This window comes from Pseudomonas sp. MF7453 (assembly GCF_016405455.1).
Taxonomy (GTDB): Bacteria; Pseudomonadota; Gammaproteobacteria; order Pseudomonadales; family Pseudomonadaceae; genus Aquipseudomonas; species Aquipseudomonas paralactis.
This window is the reverse complement of record NZ_JAEKCN010000003.1, coordinates 366163-384300: the sequence shown is the minus strand read 5'-3', so window position 1 is coordinate 384300 and position 18138 is coordinate 366163. Positions and strand designations below refer to the sequence as shown.

At 60.6% G+C, this 18138-nt stretch carries 20 protein-coding genes; 9 read left to right on the top strand and 11 right to left on the bottom strand.

The window, feature by feature from the left end; all coding sequences use genetic code 11:
* Positions 1-9 precede the first annotated feature (9 nt).
* From moaC to moaE, 3 genes are read left to right on the top strand one after another with little or no spacing between them, the layout of a single operon-like run.
* Complete coding sequence (moaC, locus tag JFT63_RS07620; protein ID WP_046071003.1) at positions 10-483, top strand: cyclic pyranopterin monophosphate synthase MoaC; 474 nt, start codon at positions 10-12, stop codon at positions 481-483.
* On the top strand, positions 480-722 hold the full coding sequence (moaD, locus tag JFT63_RS07615; protein WP_057701506.1) for a molybdopterin converting factor subunit 1: 243 nt from the start codon (positions 480-482) through the stop codon (positions 720-722). Before moaC ends, moaD begins: the two co-directional genes overlap by 4 nt.
* A gap of 2 nt (positions 723-724) precedes the next feature.
* Positions 725-1174, top strand: a complete 450-nt coding sequence (gene moaE / locus JFT63_RS07610; protein ID WP_198843702.1) for a molybdopterin synthase catalytic subunit MoaE — start codon at positions 725-727, stop codon at positions 1172-1174.
* 143 nt (positions 1175-1317) lie between these two features.
* Here moaE and rhlB read toward each other — a convergent pair whose 3' ends face one another.
* Both rhlB and JFT63_RS07600 read right to left on the bottom strand, forming a co-directional pair.
* Complete coding sequence (rhlB, locus tag JFT63_RS07605; protein ID WP_057701504.1) at positions 1318-2784, bottom strand: ATP-dependent RNA helicase RhlB; 1467 nt, start codon at positions 2782-2784, stop codon at positions 1318-1320.
* Between the two features lie 95 nt (positions 2785-2879).
* On the bottom strand, positions 2880-3536 hold the full coding sequence (locus tag JFT63_RS07600; protein WP_057701503.1) for an alpha/beta hydrolase: 657 nt from the start codon (positions 3534-3536) through the stop codon (positions 2880-2882).
* Between the two features lie 346 nt (positions 3537-3882).
* Here JFT63_RS07600 and JFT63_RS07595 point away from each other — a divergent pair, with 346 nt between their 5' ends.
* The 4 genes from JFT63_RS07595 (at position 3883) to JFT63_RS07580 (ending at position 8051) form a co-directional block, all read left to right on the top strand.
* A complete protein-coding gene (locus tag JFT63_RS07595; RefSeq protein ID WP_057701502.1) occupies positions 3883-4914 on the top strand; it encodes an amino acid ABC transporter substrate-binding protein in 1032 nt (343 codons plus the stop codon).
* Positions 4915-4986: 72 nt separating this feature from the next.
* A complete protein-coding gene (locus tag JFT63_RS07590) occupies positions 4987-6168 on the top strand; it encodes an amino acid ABC transporter permease (protein ID WP_198843701.1) in 1182 nt (393 codons plus the stop codon).
* 10 nt (positions 6169-6178) lie between these two features.
* Entirely contained in the window at positions 6179-7276 is a 1098-nt protein-coding gene (locus JFT63_RS07585; protein WP_014717022.1) for an amino acid ABC transporter permease, read from the top strand.
* A 10-nt stretch (positions 7277-7286) separates the two neighbouring features.
* Entirely contained in the window at positions 7287-8051 is a 765-nt protein-coding gene (locus JFT63_RS07580; RefSeq protein WP_010444394.1) for an amino acid ABC transporter ATP-binding protein, read from the top strand.
* Positions 8052-8210: 159 nt separating this feature from the next.
* Here the strand turns inward: JFT63_RS07580 and JFT63_RS07575 are convergent, their stop codons facing one another.
* Positions 8211-8699 (bottom strand): type II toxin-antitoxin system MqsA family antitoxin, encoded by a 489-nt coding sequence (locus tag JFT63_RS07575; protein WP_198843700.1) that lies wholly within the window; start codon positions 8697-8699, stop codon positions 8211-8213.
* Positions 8696-9007 carry a type II toxin-antitoxin system MqsR family toxin gene (locus JFT63_RS07570; protein WP_198706547.1) on the bottom strand — a complete coding sequence of 104 codons (312 nt, stop codon included), beginning with the start codon at positions 9005-9007 and terminating at the stop codon, positions 8696-8698. The genes JFT63_RS07575 and JFT63_RS07570 overlap by 4 nt, the downstream gene beginning before the upstream one ends.
* A 159-nt stretch (positions 9008-9166) precedes the next feature.
* Here JFT63_RS07570 and JFT63_RS07565 point away from each other — a divergent pair, with 159 nt between their 5' ends.
* Both JFT63_RS07565 and JFT63_RS07560 read left to right on the top strand, forming a co-directional pair.
* Positions 9167-9826, top strand: coding sequence for a FadR/GntR family transcriptional regulator (locus tag JFT63_RS07565; protein WP_057701497.1), 660 nt, complete (start codon positions 9167-9169; stop codon positions 9824-9826).
* A complete protein-coding gene (locus JFT63_RS07560; RefSeq protein WP_198843699.1) occupies positions 9816-11081 on the top strand; it encodes a CynX/NimT family MFS transporter in 1266 nt (421 codons plus the stop codon). Before JFT63_RS07565 ends, JFT63_RS07560 begins: the two co-directional genes overlap by 11 nt.
* On the opposite strand, the gene JFT63_RS07555 is transcribed toward JFT63_RS07560, so the two are convergent.
* The 7 genes from JFT63_RS07555 to JFT63_RS07525 all read right to left on the bottom strand — a co-directional run bounded on the left by JFT63_RS07555 (position 11078) and on the right by JFT63_RS07525 (position 18133).
* A complete protein-coding gene (locus JFT63_RS07555) occupies positions 11078-11722 on the bottom strand; it encodes a DUF1120 domain-containing protein (protein ID WP_198843698.1) in 645 nt (214 codons plus the stop codon). The two genes, JFT63_RS07560 and JFT63_RS07555, sit on opposite strands and share 4 nt — an antisense overlap.
* An 11-nt stretch (positions 11723-11733) precedes the next feature.
* A complete protein-coding gene (locus JFT63_RS07550) occupies positions 11734-12873 on the bottom strand; it encodes a DUF1120 domain-containing protein (protein ID WP_198843697.1) in 1140 nt (379 codons plus the stop codon).
* Between the two features lie 11 nt (positions 12874-12884).
* On the bottom strand, positions 12885-15299 hold the full coding sequence (locus JFT63_RS07545; protein ID WP_198843729.1) for a fimbria/pilus outer membrane usher protein: 2415 nt from the start codon (positions 15297-15299) through the stop codon (positions 12885-12887).
* A gap of 138 nt (positions 15300-15437) precedes the next feature.
* Complete coding sequence (locus JFT63_RS07540; protein ID WP_034128691.1) at positions 15438-16142, bottom strand: fimbria/pilus chaperone family protein; 705 nt, start codon at positions 16140-16142, stop codon at positions 15438-15440.
* Positions 16143-16173: 31 nt separating this feature from the next.
* A complete protein-coding gene (locus JFT63_RS07535; protein WP_186561310.1) occupies positions 16174-16803 on the bottom strand; it encodes a DUF1120 domain-containing protein in 630 nt (209 codons plus the stop codon).
* A 79-nt stretch (positions 16804-16882) separates the two neighbouring features.
* Complete coding sequence (locus JFT63_RS07530) at positions 16883-17506, bottom strand: DUF1120 domain-containing protein (protein ID WP_057701495.1); 624 nt, start codon at positions 17504-17506, stop codon at positions 16883-16885.
* A gap of 12 nt (positions 17507-17518) precedes the next feature.
* Positions 17519-18133 carry a DUF1120 domain-containing protein gene (locus JFT63_RS07525; RefSeq protein WP_198843696.1) on the bottom strand — a complete coding sequence of 205 codons (615 nt, stop codon included), beginning with the start codon at positions 18131-18133 and terminating at the stop codon, positions 17519-17521.
* Positions 18134-18138 lie beyond the last annotated feature (5 nt).

The following is an 18138-nucleotide window of genomic DNA, read 5'->3' as shown; positions in this document are numbered from 1 at the left end:
AGTATCGCTGTGCTGACTCATCTCGATTCCCAAGGTCGCGCCCATATGGTCGACGTCACCGACAAAGCCGTGACGTTCCGTGAGGCCGTGGCCGAAGCGCGGGTGCGCATGTTGCCCGAAACCCTGACAATGATTGTCGACGGCGCTCACCCCAAGGGCGACGTATTTGCCGTGGCCCGCATTGCCGGGATCCAGGCGGCAAAAAAAACCAGTGACTTGATCCCCTTGTGTCATCCGCTGATGCTCACGGGCGTCAAGGTCGAACTGCGCGCTGATGGCGTGGACGCCGTGCATATCCTGGCGCGCTGCAAACTCTCCGGCCAGACCGGCGTCGAGATGGAAGCGCTGACCGCGGCCAGCGTCGCTGCGCTGACGATCTACGACATGTGCAAGGCCGTGGACCGTGGCATGACCATCGAGAGTATTCGCCTGCTGGAAAAGCTGGGCGGTAAAAGCGGGCATTTCAAGGCGGACCAGGTATGAGCATCAACGTATTGTTTTTTGCGCGTTACGCCGAAGCGGTGGGCTTTGATTCGCTGGAGATGGAAGGTGAGTTTGCTACGGTCGATGCTGTGCGCCTGGCGCTGGCCGGTGATCCGGAGTTTGCAGTGCTCAACGAGACCAGCCTGATGTGCGCACGCAACGAAGAACTGTGCGACCTCGATGAGCCGGTGCAAGCCGGTGATGAAATCGCCTTCTTCCCGCCAGTGACCGGGGGCTGACCATGGCCATTCGTGTGCAGCTCGAAGCCTTTGATCCCGGTGCCGAAGTCAACGCCATGCACGCGGCCAATGTGGGCGTAGGCGCGGTGGTGAGTTTTGTCGGGTATGTGCGCGACTTCAATGACGGGCGCGAGGTGTCGGGGATGTTTCTGGAGCACTACCCGGGCATGACTGAAAAGGCCCTGGCCAAGATCGCCGTTGAGGCTGAGCAGCGCTGGCCGTTGCTCAAGTTGGAGGTGCTGCACCGTATTGGCGAGCTGGAGCCGGGTGAGCCGATTGTGTTTGTCGGCGCGGCCAGTGCGCACCGGCAGGCAGCGTTTGATGCCTGTGCGTTTGTGATGGATTACTTGAAGATGCGGGCGCCGTTCTGGAAAAAGGAAAACACCAGCGAGGGGGCGCGTTGGGTAGAAGGGCGCAGCAGTGACCACGCCGCAGCGGATCGCTGGAAGTAGCCAGCCAGACGCAGAAACCAATGTGGGAGCTGGCTTGCCTGCGATAGCATCACCTCGGCGTGACTGAAAAACCGAGGTGTCTGCATCGCAGGCAAGCCAGCTTCCACACAAGCCCGCTCCCGCATTTTTTACCGCATTTGAGCTTAAGGGCGTTTGCGTTCTACGGCCCGCAACAAATGCGTCGGCGGTGTCTCACAGCTGATCTTGCGCCCCAGCAACGCCTCGATGGACGGCAACTGGTACGAGTCATCCTCGCCCGCAAAGCTGATCGACACACCCGCAGCCCCAGCACGTCCGGTACGGCCGATGCGGTGCACGTAGTCGTCCGGCACTTCCGGCAGGGTGAAGTTGATCACATGGCTGATGCCGTCGATGTGGATCCCGCGTCCGGCTACATCGGTAGCCACCAACACTCGGATCTTGCCTTCGCGGAAACCTTCCAGGGTCTTGATGCGTTTGTGCTGCGGCACATCGCCGGATAGCTGCGCGGCATTGACGCCGTCGCGCACCAGGCGTTCTTCGATGCGGCGCACTTCGTCCTTGCGGTTGGCAAAGACCATCACGCGTTCCCAACCATTGTCGTTGACCAGGTTGTAGAGCAGCTTGTACTTGTCGGCACCGGCCACGGCGTAGATATGTTGCTCGACGTTTTCGCTGGCGACATTGAGCGCTTCGATCTCGACGATCGACGGGTCGGTTGTCCACTGCTTGGCGAGGTTCATCACGTCTTCGGTGAAGGTGGCGGAGAACAGCAGGGTCTGGCGCTCGGCTTTTGGCGGGGTCTGGCGAATGATCTGGCGTACTTGGGGGATAAAGCCCATGTCGAGCATCCGGTCGGCTTCGTCCAGCACCATCACTTCGACCATGTCCAGGTGCACGTCGCCGCGCTGGTTGAAGTCGAGCAGGCGGCCCGGGGTGGCGACGAGGATGTCGCAGTGACGGGCTTCAAGGTGCTTGAGCTGCTTGTCGAAGTCCATGCCGCCCACAAACGTCATAACGTTGAGGCCGGTGTACTTGGTCAGGTCGGCGGCGTCCTTGGCGATCTGCACCACCAGCTCGCGGGTCGGGGCGATGATCAGCGCACGCGGTTCACCCATGTAGCGCTCTTTGGGCGGCGGCGTTTGCAGCAGCTGGGTGATGATCGAGATCAGGAACGCGGCGGTCTTGCCGGTGCCGGTCTGGGCACGACCGATGGCGTCTTTGCCCGCCAGAGTAAAGCCCAGCACCTGCGCCTGGATCGGCGTGCAGTACGGGAAGCCCAGGTCCTGGATGGCGTGCATCAGTTCCGGAGCCAGTTTGAAGTCGTGGAAGCGGGTTTTGCCTTCCTGGGGTTCGACGACGAAGTCTTCGAGTTTCCACGGGGTCACAGGCGGCTTGGGCGCGCGTTCGCGACGAGGCTTGGCCGCAGGCGTTGGGGCGGCCTCGGCCGGCGTTACCTGTTCAGGCGGCGCCACCGTGGTTTTTTTCGGTGAGGCGCCAGGCGCGGTGCGGCCAGGCTGGGGACCGTCATTGCGGCTGCCGGGCTTGGGGGCAAGAGCACTGGGAACAGGCGCGAGCGGCTCAGCCTCGCTTTTGCCGAACATCTTCTTGAGTGCTTTGAGCACGGTCATCTCATTAATTGATTAAGGAATGTACGCCGGCCAGTGTAATGCAAGAATCGGGCGCGGCGTAGTGCGTCTGTCATACGGCTACATAAACGCGGGTTTCAGCGCAGGCGTTCAGTCAACCAGGCGCCGATATCGCGTATCTCTTCGGGTAACACTTCGTGGCCCATTGGGTATTCCTGCCATGTCACGGTGACACTACGGGTCTTCAAATGCTCGTAGGCGCTGCGGCCCATGGCGTTCTGCACAACGTCATCGTACTGGCCATGCAGGCAGAGGACGGGGATGCGTTGCTGGCTGGCGGACAATTCCAGTTCATCGTCGAAGGTGGGTGCATAGGTGGAGAGGGCAATTACGCCACCCAGTGGACCCTCCCAGTGTTTGAATGCTGTGTGGAAAACCACTGCGCCACCCTGGGAAAAGCCCGCGAGGAAAATTCGCGAAGCGTCTATTCCGGTTCTCTTTTGTGCCTCGATCAAATCCGTGACCATTTTGGCCGACGTTTCCAGTTCTTCCAGGCTGATCGAACGCGCCGGGCTCATGGCCTTGATGTCGTACCAGCTTGGCATCTCATAACCGCCGTTGATGGTCACCGGGCGCATCGGCGCCTGAGGCAAAACGAAGCGCGTGGTCAGCAAGCTTTCCTGCAGCGCCTCGGCCACCGGCAGGAAGTCGTAGCGATCGGCACCCAGGCCATGCAACCAGATAACGCAAGCGTCTGCGGGCTTGGTGGGCTGAAGAATCAAGGGGTCGGTCATGTCTGCTCCATATATGTGCGCGCGCTTCGATTGGGGGCGTCGGGACGGTGCGCGACAGGTTGATCTGTTAAGAGAATGTCGCAAGGGTGAATCTTTTACCACTGAACAAGACGGGCAACGACTCGGCCAGCACTCTGGTACGCGCCTTGCTATGTGTAGGTCGATGTCAGAACTCTCCCAGGGCGGTAACACTATCAGTGACTGCCGCCTGTGGGAAAGCAACTGGAATTACCGCAAAAATCTCATGCTGCTTGACCCCAAAAAAAGCCAACACGGGTCGATATCGCCTCATAAGGGTGCGCTGAGGTTGGAGCTCCGACACAACAAGAGCAATTGGAGGTATGTAATGAAGGTATTGAAGTCCACCCTGGCCATCGTCACCGCGGCGGCTGTACTGGGTGTCAGTGGTTTTGCCCAGGCGGGCGCCACCCTGGATGCCGTGCAGAAAAAAGGTTTTGTGCAATGTGGCGTGAGTGACGGCTTGCCGGGTTTCTCGGTGCCGGATGCCAGCGGCAAGATCCTCGGGATCGACGCTGACTATTGCCGCGCCGTAGCCGCTGCGGTTTTTGGTGACGCCACCAAGGTCAAGTTCAGCCAGTTGAATGCCAAGGAGCGTTTCACCGCGCTGCAATCGGGCGAAGTCGACATCCTGTCGCGCAACACCACCATGACCAGTTCCCGCGATGCGGGCATGGGCCTGAAATTCCCGGGCTTCATCACCTACTATGACGGTATCGGCTTTCTGGTTAACAACAAGCTGGGCGTGAAAAGTGCCAAGGAGCTGGACGGTGCCACCATCTGCATCCAGGCCGGTACCACCACCGAGCTGAACGTCTCCGACTACTTCCGCGCCAACAACCTCAAATACACTCCGATCACCTTCGACACTTCCGATGAAAGCGCCAAGTCGCTGGAATCCGGGCGTTGCGACGTGCTGACTTCCGACAAGTCCCAACTGTTTGCCCAGCGCAGCAAGCTGGCTTCGCCGAAAGATTACGTGGTGCTGCCGGAAACCATTTCCAAGGAGCCGCTGGGCCCGGTCGTGCGTAACGGTGACGACGAGTGGCTGGCCATCGTGCGCTGGGTGGGTTACGCCATGCTCAACGCCGAAGAGGCCGGTGTGACCTCCAAGAACGTCGAAGCTGAAGCCAAGGCCACCAAGAACCCGGACGTTGCGCGTCTGCTCGGTGCCGACGGCGAATACGGCAAAGACCTGAAAGTGAAGAAGGACTGGGTGGTACAGATCGTCAAGCAGGTGGGTAACTACGGCGAGATGTTCGAGCGCAACCTGGGCAAGAGCACGCCGCTGGAAATCGACCGTGGCCTGAACGCGCTGTGGAACAACGGCGGTATCCAGTACGCACCCCCTGTGCGCTGATCGCTGATGGTTCTATCACCCGGTGGGCCAACCGCCGGGTGATGTTCTGTTCCATTACTTGCGGGGCATTCCATGCAAAATCTAATCGGCGCACCCAAGCAGAAGCTCAGCTTCAGCGATCCCAAAGTGCGCGCGTGGCTCTTCCAGATCATCACCATTGTGGCGGTGGTCTCGCTGGGCTGGTACCTGTTTCACAACACCCAGACCAACCTGCAACACCGGGGCATTACTTCCGGTTTCGACTTTCTTGAGCGCAGTGCCGGCTTTGGCATCGCGCAGCATTTGATCGACTACACCGAATCGGACAGCTATGCCCGGGTGTTTGTCATCGGCCTGCTCAACACTTTGCTGGTGACCGTCATCGGTGTGGTGCTGGCAACCCTGCTCGGCTTCATCATCGGCGTGGCGCGCTTGTCGCCCAACTGGATGATCAACAAGCTGGCGACGGTCTATGTGGAGGTGTTCCGCAACATTCCGCCGCTGCTGCAAATCCTGTTCTGGTACTTCGCGGTGTTCCTGACCATGCCAGGGCCGCGCAACAGCCATAACTTCGGTGACACCTTCTTTGTCAGCAGCCGTGGCTTGAACATGCCGGCAGCACTGGCGTCCGATGGGTTCTGGCCGTTTGTCGCCAGCCTGTTGGTCGCTATCGTTGCCATCGTGCTGATGACCCGCTGGGCCAACAAGCGCTTCGAAGCGACGGGGGTTCCTTTCCATAAATTCTGGGCGGGCCTGGCGCTGCTGGTGGTGATCCCGGCGTTGTGCGTGTTGATCTTCGGTACGCCATTGCATTGGGAAATGCCCAAGCTTGCTGGCTTCAACTTCGTCGGCGGCTGGGTACTGATCCCTGAGCTGTTGGCGTTGACCCTGGCGCTGACGGTGTACACGGCAGCGTTCATTGCCGAGATCGTGCGCTCGGGCATCAAGTCCGTCAGCCATGGCCAGACCGAAGCGGCACGTTCACTGGGCCTGCGCCCGGGGCCGACGCTGCGCAAGGTCATCATCCCGCAAGCGTTGCGCGTGATCATTCCGCCGCTGACCAGCCAATACCTGAACCTGGCGAAAAACTCGTCGTTGGCCGCCGGTATCGGTTATCCGGAAATGGTTTCGCTGTTTGCCGGCACGGTGCTCAACCAGACCGGCCAGGCCATTGAAGTCATTGCCATCACCATGAGCGTGTACCTGGCGATCAGCATCAGCATTTCCTTGCTGATGAACTGGTACAACAAGCGCATTGCGCTGATCGAGCGGTGAGGACACACCCATGACTACGCATACGTTCAAACCTGATATGCCACCGCCGAGCAAAGTCTTCGGGCCGGTGGCCTGGATGCGCGCCAACTTGTTCTCGAGCTGGCTCAATACACTGCTGACCTTGCTGGCGATCTACCTGGTGTACCTGGTGGTGCCACCGATCCTGCACTGGGCCATCCTCGATGCCAACTGGGTGGGCACCACCCGCGCCGATTGCACCAAAGAGGGCGCCTGCTGGGTGTTTATCCAACAGCGCTTCGGGCAGTTCATGTATGGCTATTACCCGGTCGACCTGCGCTGGCGCGTAGACATGACGGTCTGGCTGGCCATCGTCGGCGTGGCGCCGTTGTTCATCTCGCGTTTCCCACGCAAGGCGATTTACGGCCTGGGCTTTCTGGTGCTGTACCCGATCATCGCCTACTGCTTGCTGCACGGCGGTGTGTTCGGGCTGAGCAACGTGGCGACCAGCCAATGGGGCGGCCTGATGCTGACCCTGGTGATCGCCACCGTGGGCATCGCCGGCGCCTTGCCGCTAGGCATTGTGCTGGCGCTGGGACGGCGTTCGAACATGCCGGCCATTCGGGTGGTCTGCGTGACCTTCATCGAGTTCTGGCGCGGCGTGCCGTTGATCACGGTGCTGTTCATGTCGTCGGTGATGCTGCCGCTGTTCCTGCCCGAAGGCATGAACTTCGACAAGCTGCTGCGGGCGTTGATCGGTGTGATCCTGTTCCAGTCGGCCTATGTGGCCGAAGTGGTGCGCGGTGGTTTGCAGGCGATTCCCAAGGGCCAATATGAAGCCGCTGCGGCGATGGGTCTGGGCTATTGGCGCAGCATGGGCCTGGTGATTTTGCCGCAAGCCTTGAAGATGGTGATCCCTGGGATCGTCAACACTTTCATTGCCCTGTTCAAGGACACCAGCCTTGTGATCATCATCGGCCTGTTCGACTTGCTCAACAGCGTCAAGCAAGCCGCCGCCGACCCCAAATGGCTGGGCATGGCCACCGAAGGCTACGTGTTCGCCGCCCTGGTGTTCTGGATTTTCTGTTTTGGTATGTCGCGCTATTCCATGCATCTGGAACGCAAGCTCGACACTGGCCACAAGCGTTAGGAGTTTTTTGATGAGCGAAGCAATCAAACAGCCTGTGAGCCCTGAAGGCATTATTCAGATGCAGGGCGTCAACAAGTGGTACGGGCAGTTCCACGTGTTGAAAGACATCAACCTCAACGTCAAGCAGGGGGAGCGTATCGTGCTGTGCGGCCCGTCGGGCTCGGGCAAGTCCACCACCATCCGCTGCCTCAACCGCCTTGAAGAGCACCAGCAAGGCCGCATTGTGGTCGATGGGGTGGAGCTGACCAACGACCTCAAGCAAATCGAAGCGATCCGTCGTGAAGTGGGCATGGTGTTCCAGCACTTCAATCTGTTCCCACACCTGACCATCCTGCAAAACTGCACGCTGGCGCCGATGTGGGTGCGCAAGATGCCCAAGCGCAAGGCCGAGGAAATCGCCATGCATTACCTGGAGCGCGTGCGCATTCCGGAGCAGGCCCACAAGTTTCCCGGGCAGCTTTCAGGTGGCCAGCAACAGCGTGTGGCGATTGCCCGTGCGCTGTGCATGAAACCCAAAATCATGCTGTTCGATGAGCCGACGTCGGCGCTGGACCCGGAGATGGTCAAAGAGGTACTGGACACCATGATCGGCCTGGCCGAAGACGGCATGACCATGTTGTGCGTGACCCACGAAATGGGCTTTGCCCGCACCGTGGCCAACCGCGTGATATTCATGGACAAGGGCGAGATCGTCGAGCAGGCGGCGCCGAATGACTTCTTTGATAACCCGCAGAATGAGCGGACCAAGTTGTTCTTGAGCCAGATACTGCATTGATGGAAGGTTAAAAAATAAACCTGGCCTGATACCGTTCAGTTAAGGCTTTTTGTAGGAGCGAGCTTGCTCGCGAAAAACTCACAGGCGCCGCGTTCAATCAGGAAACACGCGTTATCGTTGACGTTTCTCGCGAGCAAGCTCGCTCCTACACGGCATGGTTCAGGAGGCTTGGGCCGCACGTTGTTGCTGATCTTTTGCAATGAGCAGGCGATTGAGGTCATCGCCGACATTGAGCGCCTCGATCTCGGCCAGCAGATGCGGATGCTTATCCAGTAGGCGCATAAGTGTAAACAATGGTTCAGGAGGGAAAACCTCAGCCCTTTCGTAGCGAGAAAACGAGTTTTGCCCGCGCACAGTCAACAGCTTCACTGCCTCCTTCTGAGTGAGGTGCAGTTTGCGACGGATTCGCTTCATTTCAGCCGCGATGATTTTTTTGCCATCCATCAATAATCGGTCACTGGCGTCGGAATAACGCTCTGCGCTGTCATCGTCATGATCGAATTCGATTTCCTTACAAACCTGGCATTCCCAGCCCGCGATGTTTGGAATGTCGCGCATCATGCCGCGTGTGTTGATGGTGAAGGTGCGACCTGCGAAATACTGCATTCCATCATGGGTTCCGCAATTCACGCATTGTTGGGTTTTCATAAGGTTTTCTCCTTGAAGGAGATTACGGGAGCTTCGCCGCCTGGGCGGTGAGTCACCTTGATGTAAATCTCCATACCGTACATTTTGATCAGATAGACGTCCTGCCATATCCGGTGATCTGCATAGGTTGTCATCGATTTGTACAACATTCGCGTTTCAAGGGCGCAAACCGCCAACCGCATCTGGCCGATGCTCAATTCAAGTTGTCGAGCGCTCTCCCGCGCGGTTGCAGTAAAGGCTCTGTTGCCCAGCCGGATGACTTGCGCCTTGATCAGGGCTAAATCGTAATGAGGTGTGTACTTTTCCATAAGACACCTGAGTCCAATAATTACCCTCTGAGGGTAATTTTACCAATCGAAAATACTGCTCCTTTCCCTGCCTAAAAACCCTAGTGCGTTGCCTTTGTAGGTGACTCCTAATAGGCTGTAGGAAAATTCATCCCATGATTGGACGAAAGCGTTAAACCCATGACAGACATCGCCCCGCTGATCAAACGCTCGCTGGTTGACCAGGCGCTGGAACAACTGCGTTTGCGCATTGCGCAGGGTGTGTGGGCCGTTGGCGAACGCCTGCCCACCGAGCCCGAACTGTGCGCCGAGCTGGGTATCAGCCGTAACACCGTGCGTGAAGCCATGCGTGTATTGGCATTCTCCGGGTTGATCGAAATTCGTCAGGGCGACGGCAGTTATCTGCGCTCGATGACCGACCCGTTGGGCACGATGCGTGCGTTGTCCCATTGCACCCTGGGGCAGGCGCAGGAGACGCGGCAAATTCTGGAAGTGGAAGCCATCGGCCTCGCTGCACAACGCCGCACTGCAAGTGACCTGCGAGCATTGCGCACTGCGCTGGATGCCAGCGCCGCGCTGTATCAGGGCGACCTCGAGGCCTATATCAGCGCCGACCTGGCGTTTCACCAACGTTTGGTGGATGCCGCACACAACCCGGCCTTGAGCGAGCTGTATCAGTATTTCTCCGCCATCGTCGGCGCGCAGTTGCGCCAGACCCTGAACCTTTCACCGCGTCGCCAGGCCGTGTTCGACTTGCACATTGCCCTGCTTGACGCCGTGGAGCAGCAAGACCCCGAACGTGCCAAATCCCTCTGCCGGCAGTTGATCAATGAACCCTGAAACCCAACACACACCCGAACTTGAAGAGTTGTTGATTGACGCCGAGGCCGATGATGACGTGGTGCAAGATAGCCACCCGCTGGTGAGCCGGCCCTGGTTGCTGTTGCTGGGCCTGATCCTGGTGGCGCTCAACTTGCGCCCGGCATTGTCGAGCCTGTCGCCGCTGTTGGCTGATGTCTCCAGCAGCCTGGGCCTGTCGGCCGCGCAAGCCGGTTTACTGACTACCCTGCCGGTGTTGTGCCTGGGCCTGTTCGCGCCCACTGCGCCGATCCTGGCCCGACGCTTTGGGGCTGAGCGGGTGGTGTTCGGCGTCTTGCTGGCGCTGGCTGGCGGGATCATCCTGCGCAGTTCATTCGGGGAAGTGGGCCTGTTTGCCGGCAGCCTGATTGCCGGCGCCAGCATTGGCATCATCGGCGTATTGCTGCCGTGTATCGTCAAGCGCGACTTCGCCGCACGTGCGGGCGCCATGACCGGCGTCTACACCATGGCCCTGTGCCTGGGCGCCGCATTGGCGGCAGGGGCCACGGTACCGTTGAGTCATTACTTCGGCGACAGTTGGCCCCTTGGCCTGGGGTTCTGGATTCTGCCAGCGCTATTGGCGGCGTTGTTCTGGTTGCCGCAAGTCGGGCAGAAGCACGGCGCCCATCGCGTCGCTTACCGTGTGAAGGGGCTGCTGCGTGACCCGCTGGCCTGGCAAGTGACCTTGTACATGGGCCTGCAATCGTCCCTGGCCTACATCGTGTTCGGCTGGTTGCCGTCGATTCTGATCGGTCGTGGCCTGAGTGCCACAGAGGCAGGACTGGCGTTGTCCGGCTCGATCATTGTGCAATTGTTCAGTTCCCTGGCCGCGCCATGGCTGGCCACCCGTGGCAAGGACCAGCGCCTGGCGATTGTGGTGGTGATGCTGCTGACCCTCGGCGGCCTGTTCGGTTGCCTGTATGCGCCGCTGGACGGTTTGTGGGGATGGGCGATTCTGCTCGGCCTGGGGCAGGGCGGTACCTTCAGCCTGGCGCTGACCTTGATTGTGCTGCGCTCGCGTGACGCTCACGTAGCCGCCAACCTGTCGAGCATGGCCCAGGGGGTCGGTTATACCCTGGCGTCCCTTGGCCCTTTCGCTGTGGGCGTGGTGCATGACTGGACCGGCGGCTGGACGGCCATCGGCTGGATCTTCGCAGTGATCGGCCTCGGCGCCATCGTGGCGGGCCTGGGCGCCGGACGTGCGCGCTACGTGTGCGTCACCTGCGAGAGGGTCTAGAGATAAACCACCTCCAGCGTGGCCGAGCCGTCAATCGGGGTTTGCGTGCTCAAGTCCAGATTCTTGCGAGCATTGATCACGGTCTGCACCGTGACGTGGCTGCCTATTATGCCAATGGCGGTGGGGCCGCTGACGCTGCCCTCGATCGACGTAAAGCCCAGGTAGCTGCGGGAACCGATGTCGATGGGGTTGAGGTTGGACGTGCGCCATGCCAGGCCCCCGGTGGTGGATTCGGTGCCGTAGAGTTGCCCGTTGTTGCTGGCCTGGGTCTGCCGAGGATCGAAGGTCATGGAGTAGACGCCCAGGGGCGTGCCGTTGCTGTCGAATCCCAGCCCGTAGTAAATCTCGCTTTCGACCAGGGTCGAGTCGCTGCGGTTGTCTTGCATGCGCAGGGCATAACGTACCGGGCCGGTACACGCCATGCCGAAGAACAGGGTCTTGGCGGGAAGACGGGTGCGGGTTTCCAGGTTCAAGTCTTGTTGAGATATTTTGCCGTAGTCAATCAGACCGCCGTTTGACAGTTGTGGCAGGCACGCGGCGGGCGTGACCAACCCCTGGACGCTGAGGTCCACCGTCGAGGCCGCCAGCGCCGCCTGAGCGCTGGTCAATAACAGCAGGCTGCAAAGGGCAGGAATTTTCATGGTACGCACTCCTACAAGTAAATGATTTCGAGGGTGCCGGACCCATTGATACGCACGACGTCGCGCAGATCCAGCGATTGGATGGGGGCCAGGTACGTCTTGATGCGCATCGTGCCGGTCAGGACCTGTATGGCGAGCGGGCCCGTAGTCACGCCGGTCTTGTCGGTAAAGCCCATGAGGCTGTTGGCAGCCATGGGGATCTGCCGCGCAGTGGAACTGCTCCAGGCTGCGCCATTGCTGGTGGAGTCAGTGCGATACAGCGTGGACACGCTGTCGGCGCTGAATTCCGCTGGGTCGACCGTCAGGTAGAAACGTCCGATTTTGTTGTTGCTGGCGTCCAGGTCCAGGCCATAGGCCGTTTCATCGGTGCCGCCGGTAGCCGAGCCATCGCGGTTGTCTTTCATGCGCAGGCCGAAGCGGGCCGGAGCATCGCAGGTCACGCTCAGACGTACGGTGCGCGTGGGTAGCGGTGTTTCGTGGGTGGCACTCAGATCCTTGGCGTACAGCGTGCCGTAGTCCACGACGCCCTGGTCCGACAGTGTCGGTTGGCAGGCGGTCGGCGCGAAGTGGGCGCGCAACGTGAGCTCGCGGTAACGCCCGCTTGCGCTGTGGTACATCATCCCGCTGACTTCCCAGGTGGTGGCGTCGCGTACCTGGGTGACGGCCGGGTCGGCCCAGGCGCGCAGCGTCAACTGCAACGCCAGGGTTTTGCCCTGCAATACCGTGCCTTGGTGCAGCGGCGCGATGCCATGGTCGGGCCGCCATTCCAGCACGCTGGCGCTGCTCACCGGCGCCTGGCCTGCGCCGGGCAACAAGCCCAGTTCCACCGCCCGACCGTCGAGTACGGCGTTGCCGACCTCGATGGCGTAGCTGCCGTTGGGAGTGAATTGCAGGTGTTGCGCGGAGGCGGCGGTGCCGCGATAAAACAGGCTCAGGTCCTGGGCCTGGGGGCAGGTGAACGTCAGGCTCAAACGGCGCTCGCCGAGCAGGCGTTGCGGCGCACTGTCGCTTTGCGCCAGGCGACTCATCAAGCCCAAATCCACCAGCGGTTCGCTGAGGTTGATTTGGCATTCCTCAAAGGCTTGAGCAGTGCCGGCAAACGCGAGCAATAACCCCAGGCTCACGTGGCGCAAACAGATTGCAGGGTGCATGGCAGTAGTTCTCATGGTGTGTGGCAACGAGCAGGTGCGGTTTCGAAATACACCGTAGGGTCGGCTTTTGCCGGCAGTTCGTAGCGCAATTCACAGCGTTCGCCTTGCGAGGTGGTGATCCACAGCGCTCCTTGGTCCAGCACATTGGGCAGGAACACCTGGCTGGCGTCCTGCACCAAGGTGATGAACTCACCTGTGTTCGTCGTAACGGACGCTCCCACCGGCATGGGGTTTCCCCGATCGTCGCTGACGGTGAGCAGCATGCGGCGGGTCAGGCCCACGCCGAACTCGACCCGATCGACAGCGCCACGCCCGGCCGAGATCACCGCCAGGCCATTGTTGATGTCGGCGTTGCGCGGTAGAGAGCGGGTCTGCACTTCCACTGGGCTGCGCCCGTAGGCGGCCACCTGCGACACCACGGCCTGGCCTTGCCAGTCGGTCCATACCGGGCCACTGGGGGTGCTGAGTTTGATGCCGCTCATGTCGCCGACGGAAACCAGAGCGAAGGTGTCGCGCACCGGGTAGGGGGTAAATGTCATACCGTCGCCATGCACGACCACACCGCCGCGGGCGCCGCCCTGGTAGCTCGAACGCTCGGCATCGGAGCGGCTGTAGCTCAAGTCGAGTTGGGTATAGCGTGGCAATGCCGAAATGCCCACGCTGGTTTCCACTTCATGGTCACTGCTGTCGTGTTCGGCGCTGACGCGGTAGCTCAGTTGGTCGTCAAGCTGTTCGGTCAGGCCCAGACCGGTACGGTTTTGGCCGCCGGAGTTGCGCACCCAACTGCGCAGCCGGCGGCTTTCGCCCAACGGCACGCTGACAGTGAGGTAGACCGCGTTGTCCTGTTGCTGGCGTCCGCCCATCTGCCACTCGGCACTGGCCGATAACGAGACTGCGCCAATGCTCGTGCCCCACGCTGCGAGCGCGCGGCTACTGCTGTTGCCATCGAAGGTGCTCGAACGTGAAACGCCGGCGCTGAATGCGCCCAACTGCGGATGTGACCACCCCAGGTTGATACTTTGCTGGTCGCGATAGCGTGAGTTGCGCTGACTGCCGTCGCGCTCGTAGGTGCTTTCCTCCAGTTCGCGGTAGCCGCTGCTGCGCCAGGAATTGGCGGCGCTGAACGACCATCGCTCGCTCAGGCGCTGTGACCAGGAAAGATCGGTCTGCACGCCCGAGACTTTTTCCCACGACTGGGTGTTGGACAATTGGGTAGACACCTGTATCTGACTGTCCAGCCACGGCAGCCAGCCCAAGCTAGCGCCCGCCGAGCGATACTCGCCGGTCGCCAGCACGCCACTGCCCAGGGTCAGTTGCGGATGCAAGTTCCCGGTCCAACCGGCGCTGACCACCCACGGCGCCTCTGCTTCGGCCCCGCCGACGTTACGTACGCGCCCCGCTGCGACCGAATACCCGGGCGCAGGCAGGCCGAGACCGAGCATGGCGGCGGGTACAGTGAAACGTCGTTCCCCGCCGACACTTTCCTTGACCGTGACTTCGACATCCGAGCGCGTATTCAGGCGACGTACATCGTTCAGCACAAACGGCCCGGCAGGCACCACGGTGGAGTGAATCAGCGCGCCGTTCTGGCGCACTTCTACCTGTGCCGGGCTGTTGGCGATCCCCTGGATTTGTGCGCTCTGGCCTTGCTCCTGAAGGGCGTGCTCGGTCAGCACCTGGACGCCGGTGATCTGTGCGCCAGACAACACCGGGTTATAGAGGTTGATCTGCCCGGCCTGCAGCACTGCCTGATGGCTGGCGAAGGTCCGTTGCGCATAGGCCTCCAAGTGGGTGCTGCGCGATAAGCCATCCTGCCAGGTCTGCACCTGGCGGCTGCGCACGATCCAGTCGCCGGCGTTGAAGCCGACTTCGGTATTGGCTGAGCCAAACCGGCTGGCGTCTTCGCCGAAGCGGTTGTAGAACCCGCTCAGGTCGTAGTTGAGCATCCCGGCAAACCCGCCGGTCTGGTAGCCCGAGATATCCTGTTGCACGGGGCGCAGTGCTTCGGTGGGCACGACCAGTGCCAACGTCAGTGTCGACGGGTCCGGTTCCACCAGGCTTTGCGGATACCGCACGAGAAAATCCTGACAACCCACGGGTTCAGCGGGTATCACCAGGTTGGCGGCGTCCAGCAACGCACGGTCCAGGCAGGGGTTGCCCTGTGGATCGAAACTGACCTCCAGGCGTCCCCGGCGCAGGCCATTGACCCGCAGGTTGACGCTATGACGGCCGGCGGCAAAGCGCGGTGTTGCCAGCAGCAGGCTGGCCAACTGTGGATCGATGCCGCGCTGATGCAAGGTCTGGGCGTCGAAGCCTGCGGGGCTGCTGTCGTCGGCCCACGCGTTGTCCGGCATAAGCGCATACAGCAGCAACACCAGCGGCAAGGCTGGGCGAATGGGCACGGCTTCGCCGTCACGGTAACTCAATACTGTTTTCACGCAAGGTACTCGTTTAGTGAACGCACAGCCCTCATTGGGTTCGGGGCTTTGGGCGTTCTGGTGACGGTCGATAAGCCGTCACTTCGTTATCCAGGCGGCGGTCTTGGCGACGCCTGTGGTTTTCTGTCAGAGGGTGATGGGGGCGTCGTAGGCCTTGACCGCAAACCCGTACACAGTGGCCGGTTGCAGCCTCACCGTCTTGGCTTGGCCACCGCTGGCAGGCACGCTCAAGGCTTCACCTGGCAGCACGTAGGTGCGCGGCAGCATCGCCTTGCCGTCGCCGGGCAACAGTCGCAGCTCCTGGGCCAGGCGCACCACATAAGGCGTGTCATTACGCACCTGCAATTGGCCGTCGCGCAGGGTCCATGTCAGGCCGGTCCAGGGGCTGCGATTGGGTGCCAGGCCCTTGGGATGCACAATCACCGGCAGGTTCTGGCGCACGGTCACGCCCACGCGGGCATGACCGGCGGCAGTGGCTGCGCGGCCCTGGGGCATGCCTTCGAACACGGCGCGTTTGAGCCGCTGGGTGAGCAACGGTTTTTGGTTTTGCAGAATAAAGCGCACCAACTGGGATTTGGACGCTTCGACTCGGGACAGCGGCGGCGTCACCACCAGCAGGGGTTCGGTGTCTTCCGGAATATCCTGCAAGGTCACATGCAACAACGAGAGCTGGCTGTCGGAGTTGGTCACCGAAACGGAAGCTTCACCATCGGCCTCGTGGACGATCACCACGGAGGTGTCCGGGACCATGCCGTCAGCCTTTGCTTGGTTGCCGAATATCAGCAGCAGGGCAATAAGGCCGAACGCGGTGTTTGAGCATGTCATCGTCATGATGGGTTTTCCATTAGGCGAAATGAGTGGGTCAGAGGTAACGCAAATCCAGGACGATGGAGCCGTCGAGGGGCACTTCCTGATTCAGGGTCAGGTACTGCGAAAAGTTGATGGCGGTGTCCACTTGAAGCTGGACCCTCAACTGGCTGATGAAGTCGGGCTGACGGTCGCCCGTCGGAGCAAATGCCATATAGGATCGTGGATAGCCATTGGGCTCGGGCGTCCAGCTTTCGCCGCTGTTGGTGGAGGCCAGGACTTGCATGGCCTGGGAGTCCCCCACTGGGTTGCGGTACGACAACGCCACGGAGCCGAGACGCTCGTCCGGTGCATGGATGTTTCTGCCCAGCCCATAGAAAAAATCCGGTGCCAGGGAAGACTCCGCACGATTGTCGATACCCACCAGCGCAAACAGCATGGGCCTGGCGCATTGCACCTGCAGTTCGAGTTGTCGGCTGGGCAGCACGGTGAATTCGTCGACAAGGAGGGTGTGTGCGGGGATCTTTCCGTGGTCGACAAAGCCTTCATCCGACAGCTCGATATAGCAGGCATCCGGTGTCACGCGACCGGTTACCGTAAGCTCGGCAGCGGTGCCCGCACTGGCCTTGGCCGCAGCGCACAGGGATAACAACAGCACGGTAAAGAAACGGGTGAACATAGTCATCGATTCATCACTGGCACGGGTGAGCACAGCCCACGGCGAAGCCCATGCCCTTCAAGGGTAAGGGCATGGGGGCCATGGGTCAGAGGTACTTCACTTCAAGGGTGGCGGAGCCGTCGATGGTCACTTCGTTGCTCAGGTCCATGCCATCGGCGCGGTTGATAGCGGTGTACACGTTCAGGTCGACGGTCAAATCCTTAACTGCCAGGGGCTGGGTGTGGTCCTCCATCGAGGCCACCGACATGTACAGGCCTGCGTCCCACTCTGGCCATCTCATCCAATTCTGAAGGTCAGTGGAGGAAATCGTCTGCACTACCACGCCTTCATCGGCGACCGGGTTGCTCATGCGGATGTAGTAATAACCCAGTTGCTGGGTCTCGTTGATAAAGCCCAGCCCATAATATCCTGAGCCTGACGGGCTTGAAGTTGCACGGTTATCCACCGAGTGCAGGGCAAACTGAATCGGGGCGTCACAATTGACTGTCATTGCCAGGGTCTGTCTACCGAGAAATGTCTCCCTGTCTGTATTCAAGTCCTTGGCGGAAATCTTGCCATGGTCGATCACGCCACCGCCGGACAAGCTGGGTGTGCAAGCGCTGGGCACGATCAGGCCTTTGACGGCCAGGTCCACGCTGGAGGCAGCGAAGGTGGTGGCCGAGCCGAGCAGCAATACGCCGGCGGCCAGGGTGGTCAATCGGGTTTTCATCGTAGGGACTCCTTAAAGGTAATTGACTTGTACGGTGGCGTGACCGTCGATAGGGACTTCGTCGGTCAACGTCAGGTTGTTGGCAGGTGCGATGTGGGTGATCAGGCGGATCTCGGCGTCCAGTTCCTGAACTGCAATCGGTATCACGTCGTCGCTGTGGGCGATCGCCGTCAGCAAGGTATGGCTGAGCATCACCGAAGGCATCCAGGTCACGCCGCCATCCCTTGAGGTGATGGTGCGCACGGAGACGCCGTCGGCCACGGGCAAATAGAGACCCAGCCCGGCATCGCCGACTTTTTCATCGCTGGGTGTGGTGCCCAGCCCATGCCAGCTGAAGTGGCTGGCGGCGGTGCCTGAACGGTTGTCGATGGTGTTGAGGGTGAAGTACGTCGGCCCGTCGCAGCGCACACTCAACAGCATGGTTTCCCTGGGCAGATCGGTGTAGGTATCGGTGTTGAGGTCCTTGACCGACACCTTGCCGAAGTCCACAGTCCCGCCGCCTGCGATGACTGGTGAGCAAGCGCTGGGGGTGATGCTGCCGCGCACGAGCAAGTCTGTGTTGCTGGCGGCGAAAGCGGTCGGGCAGAGCAGCAAGGCACCTAGCAGGCTGGATGCAAAAACATTCATGTCAG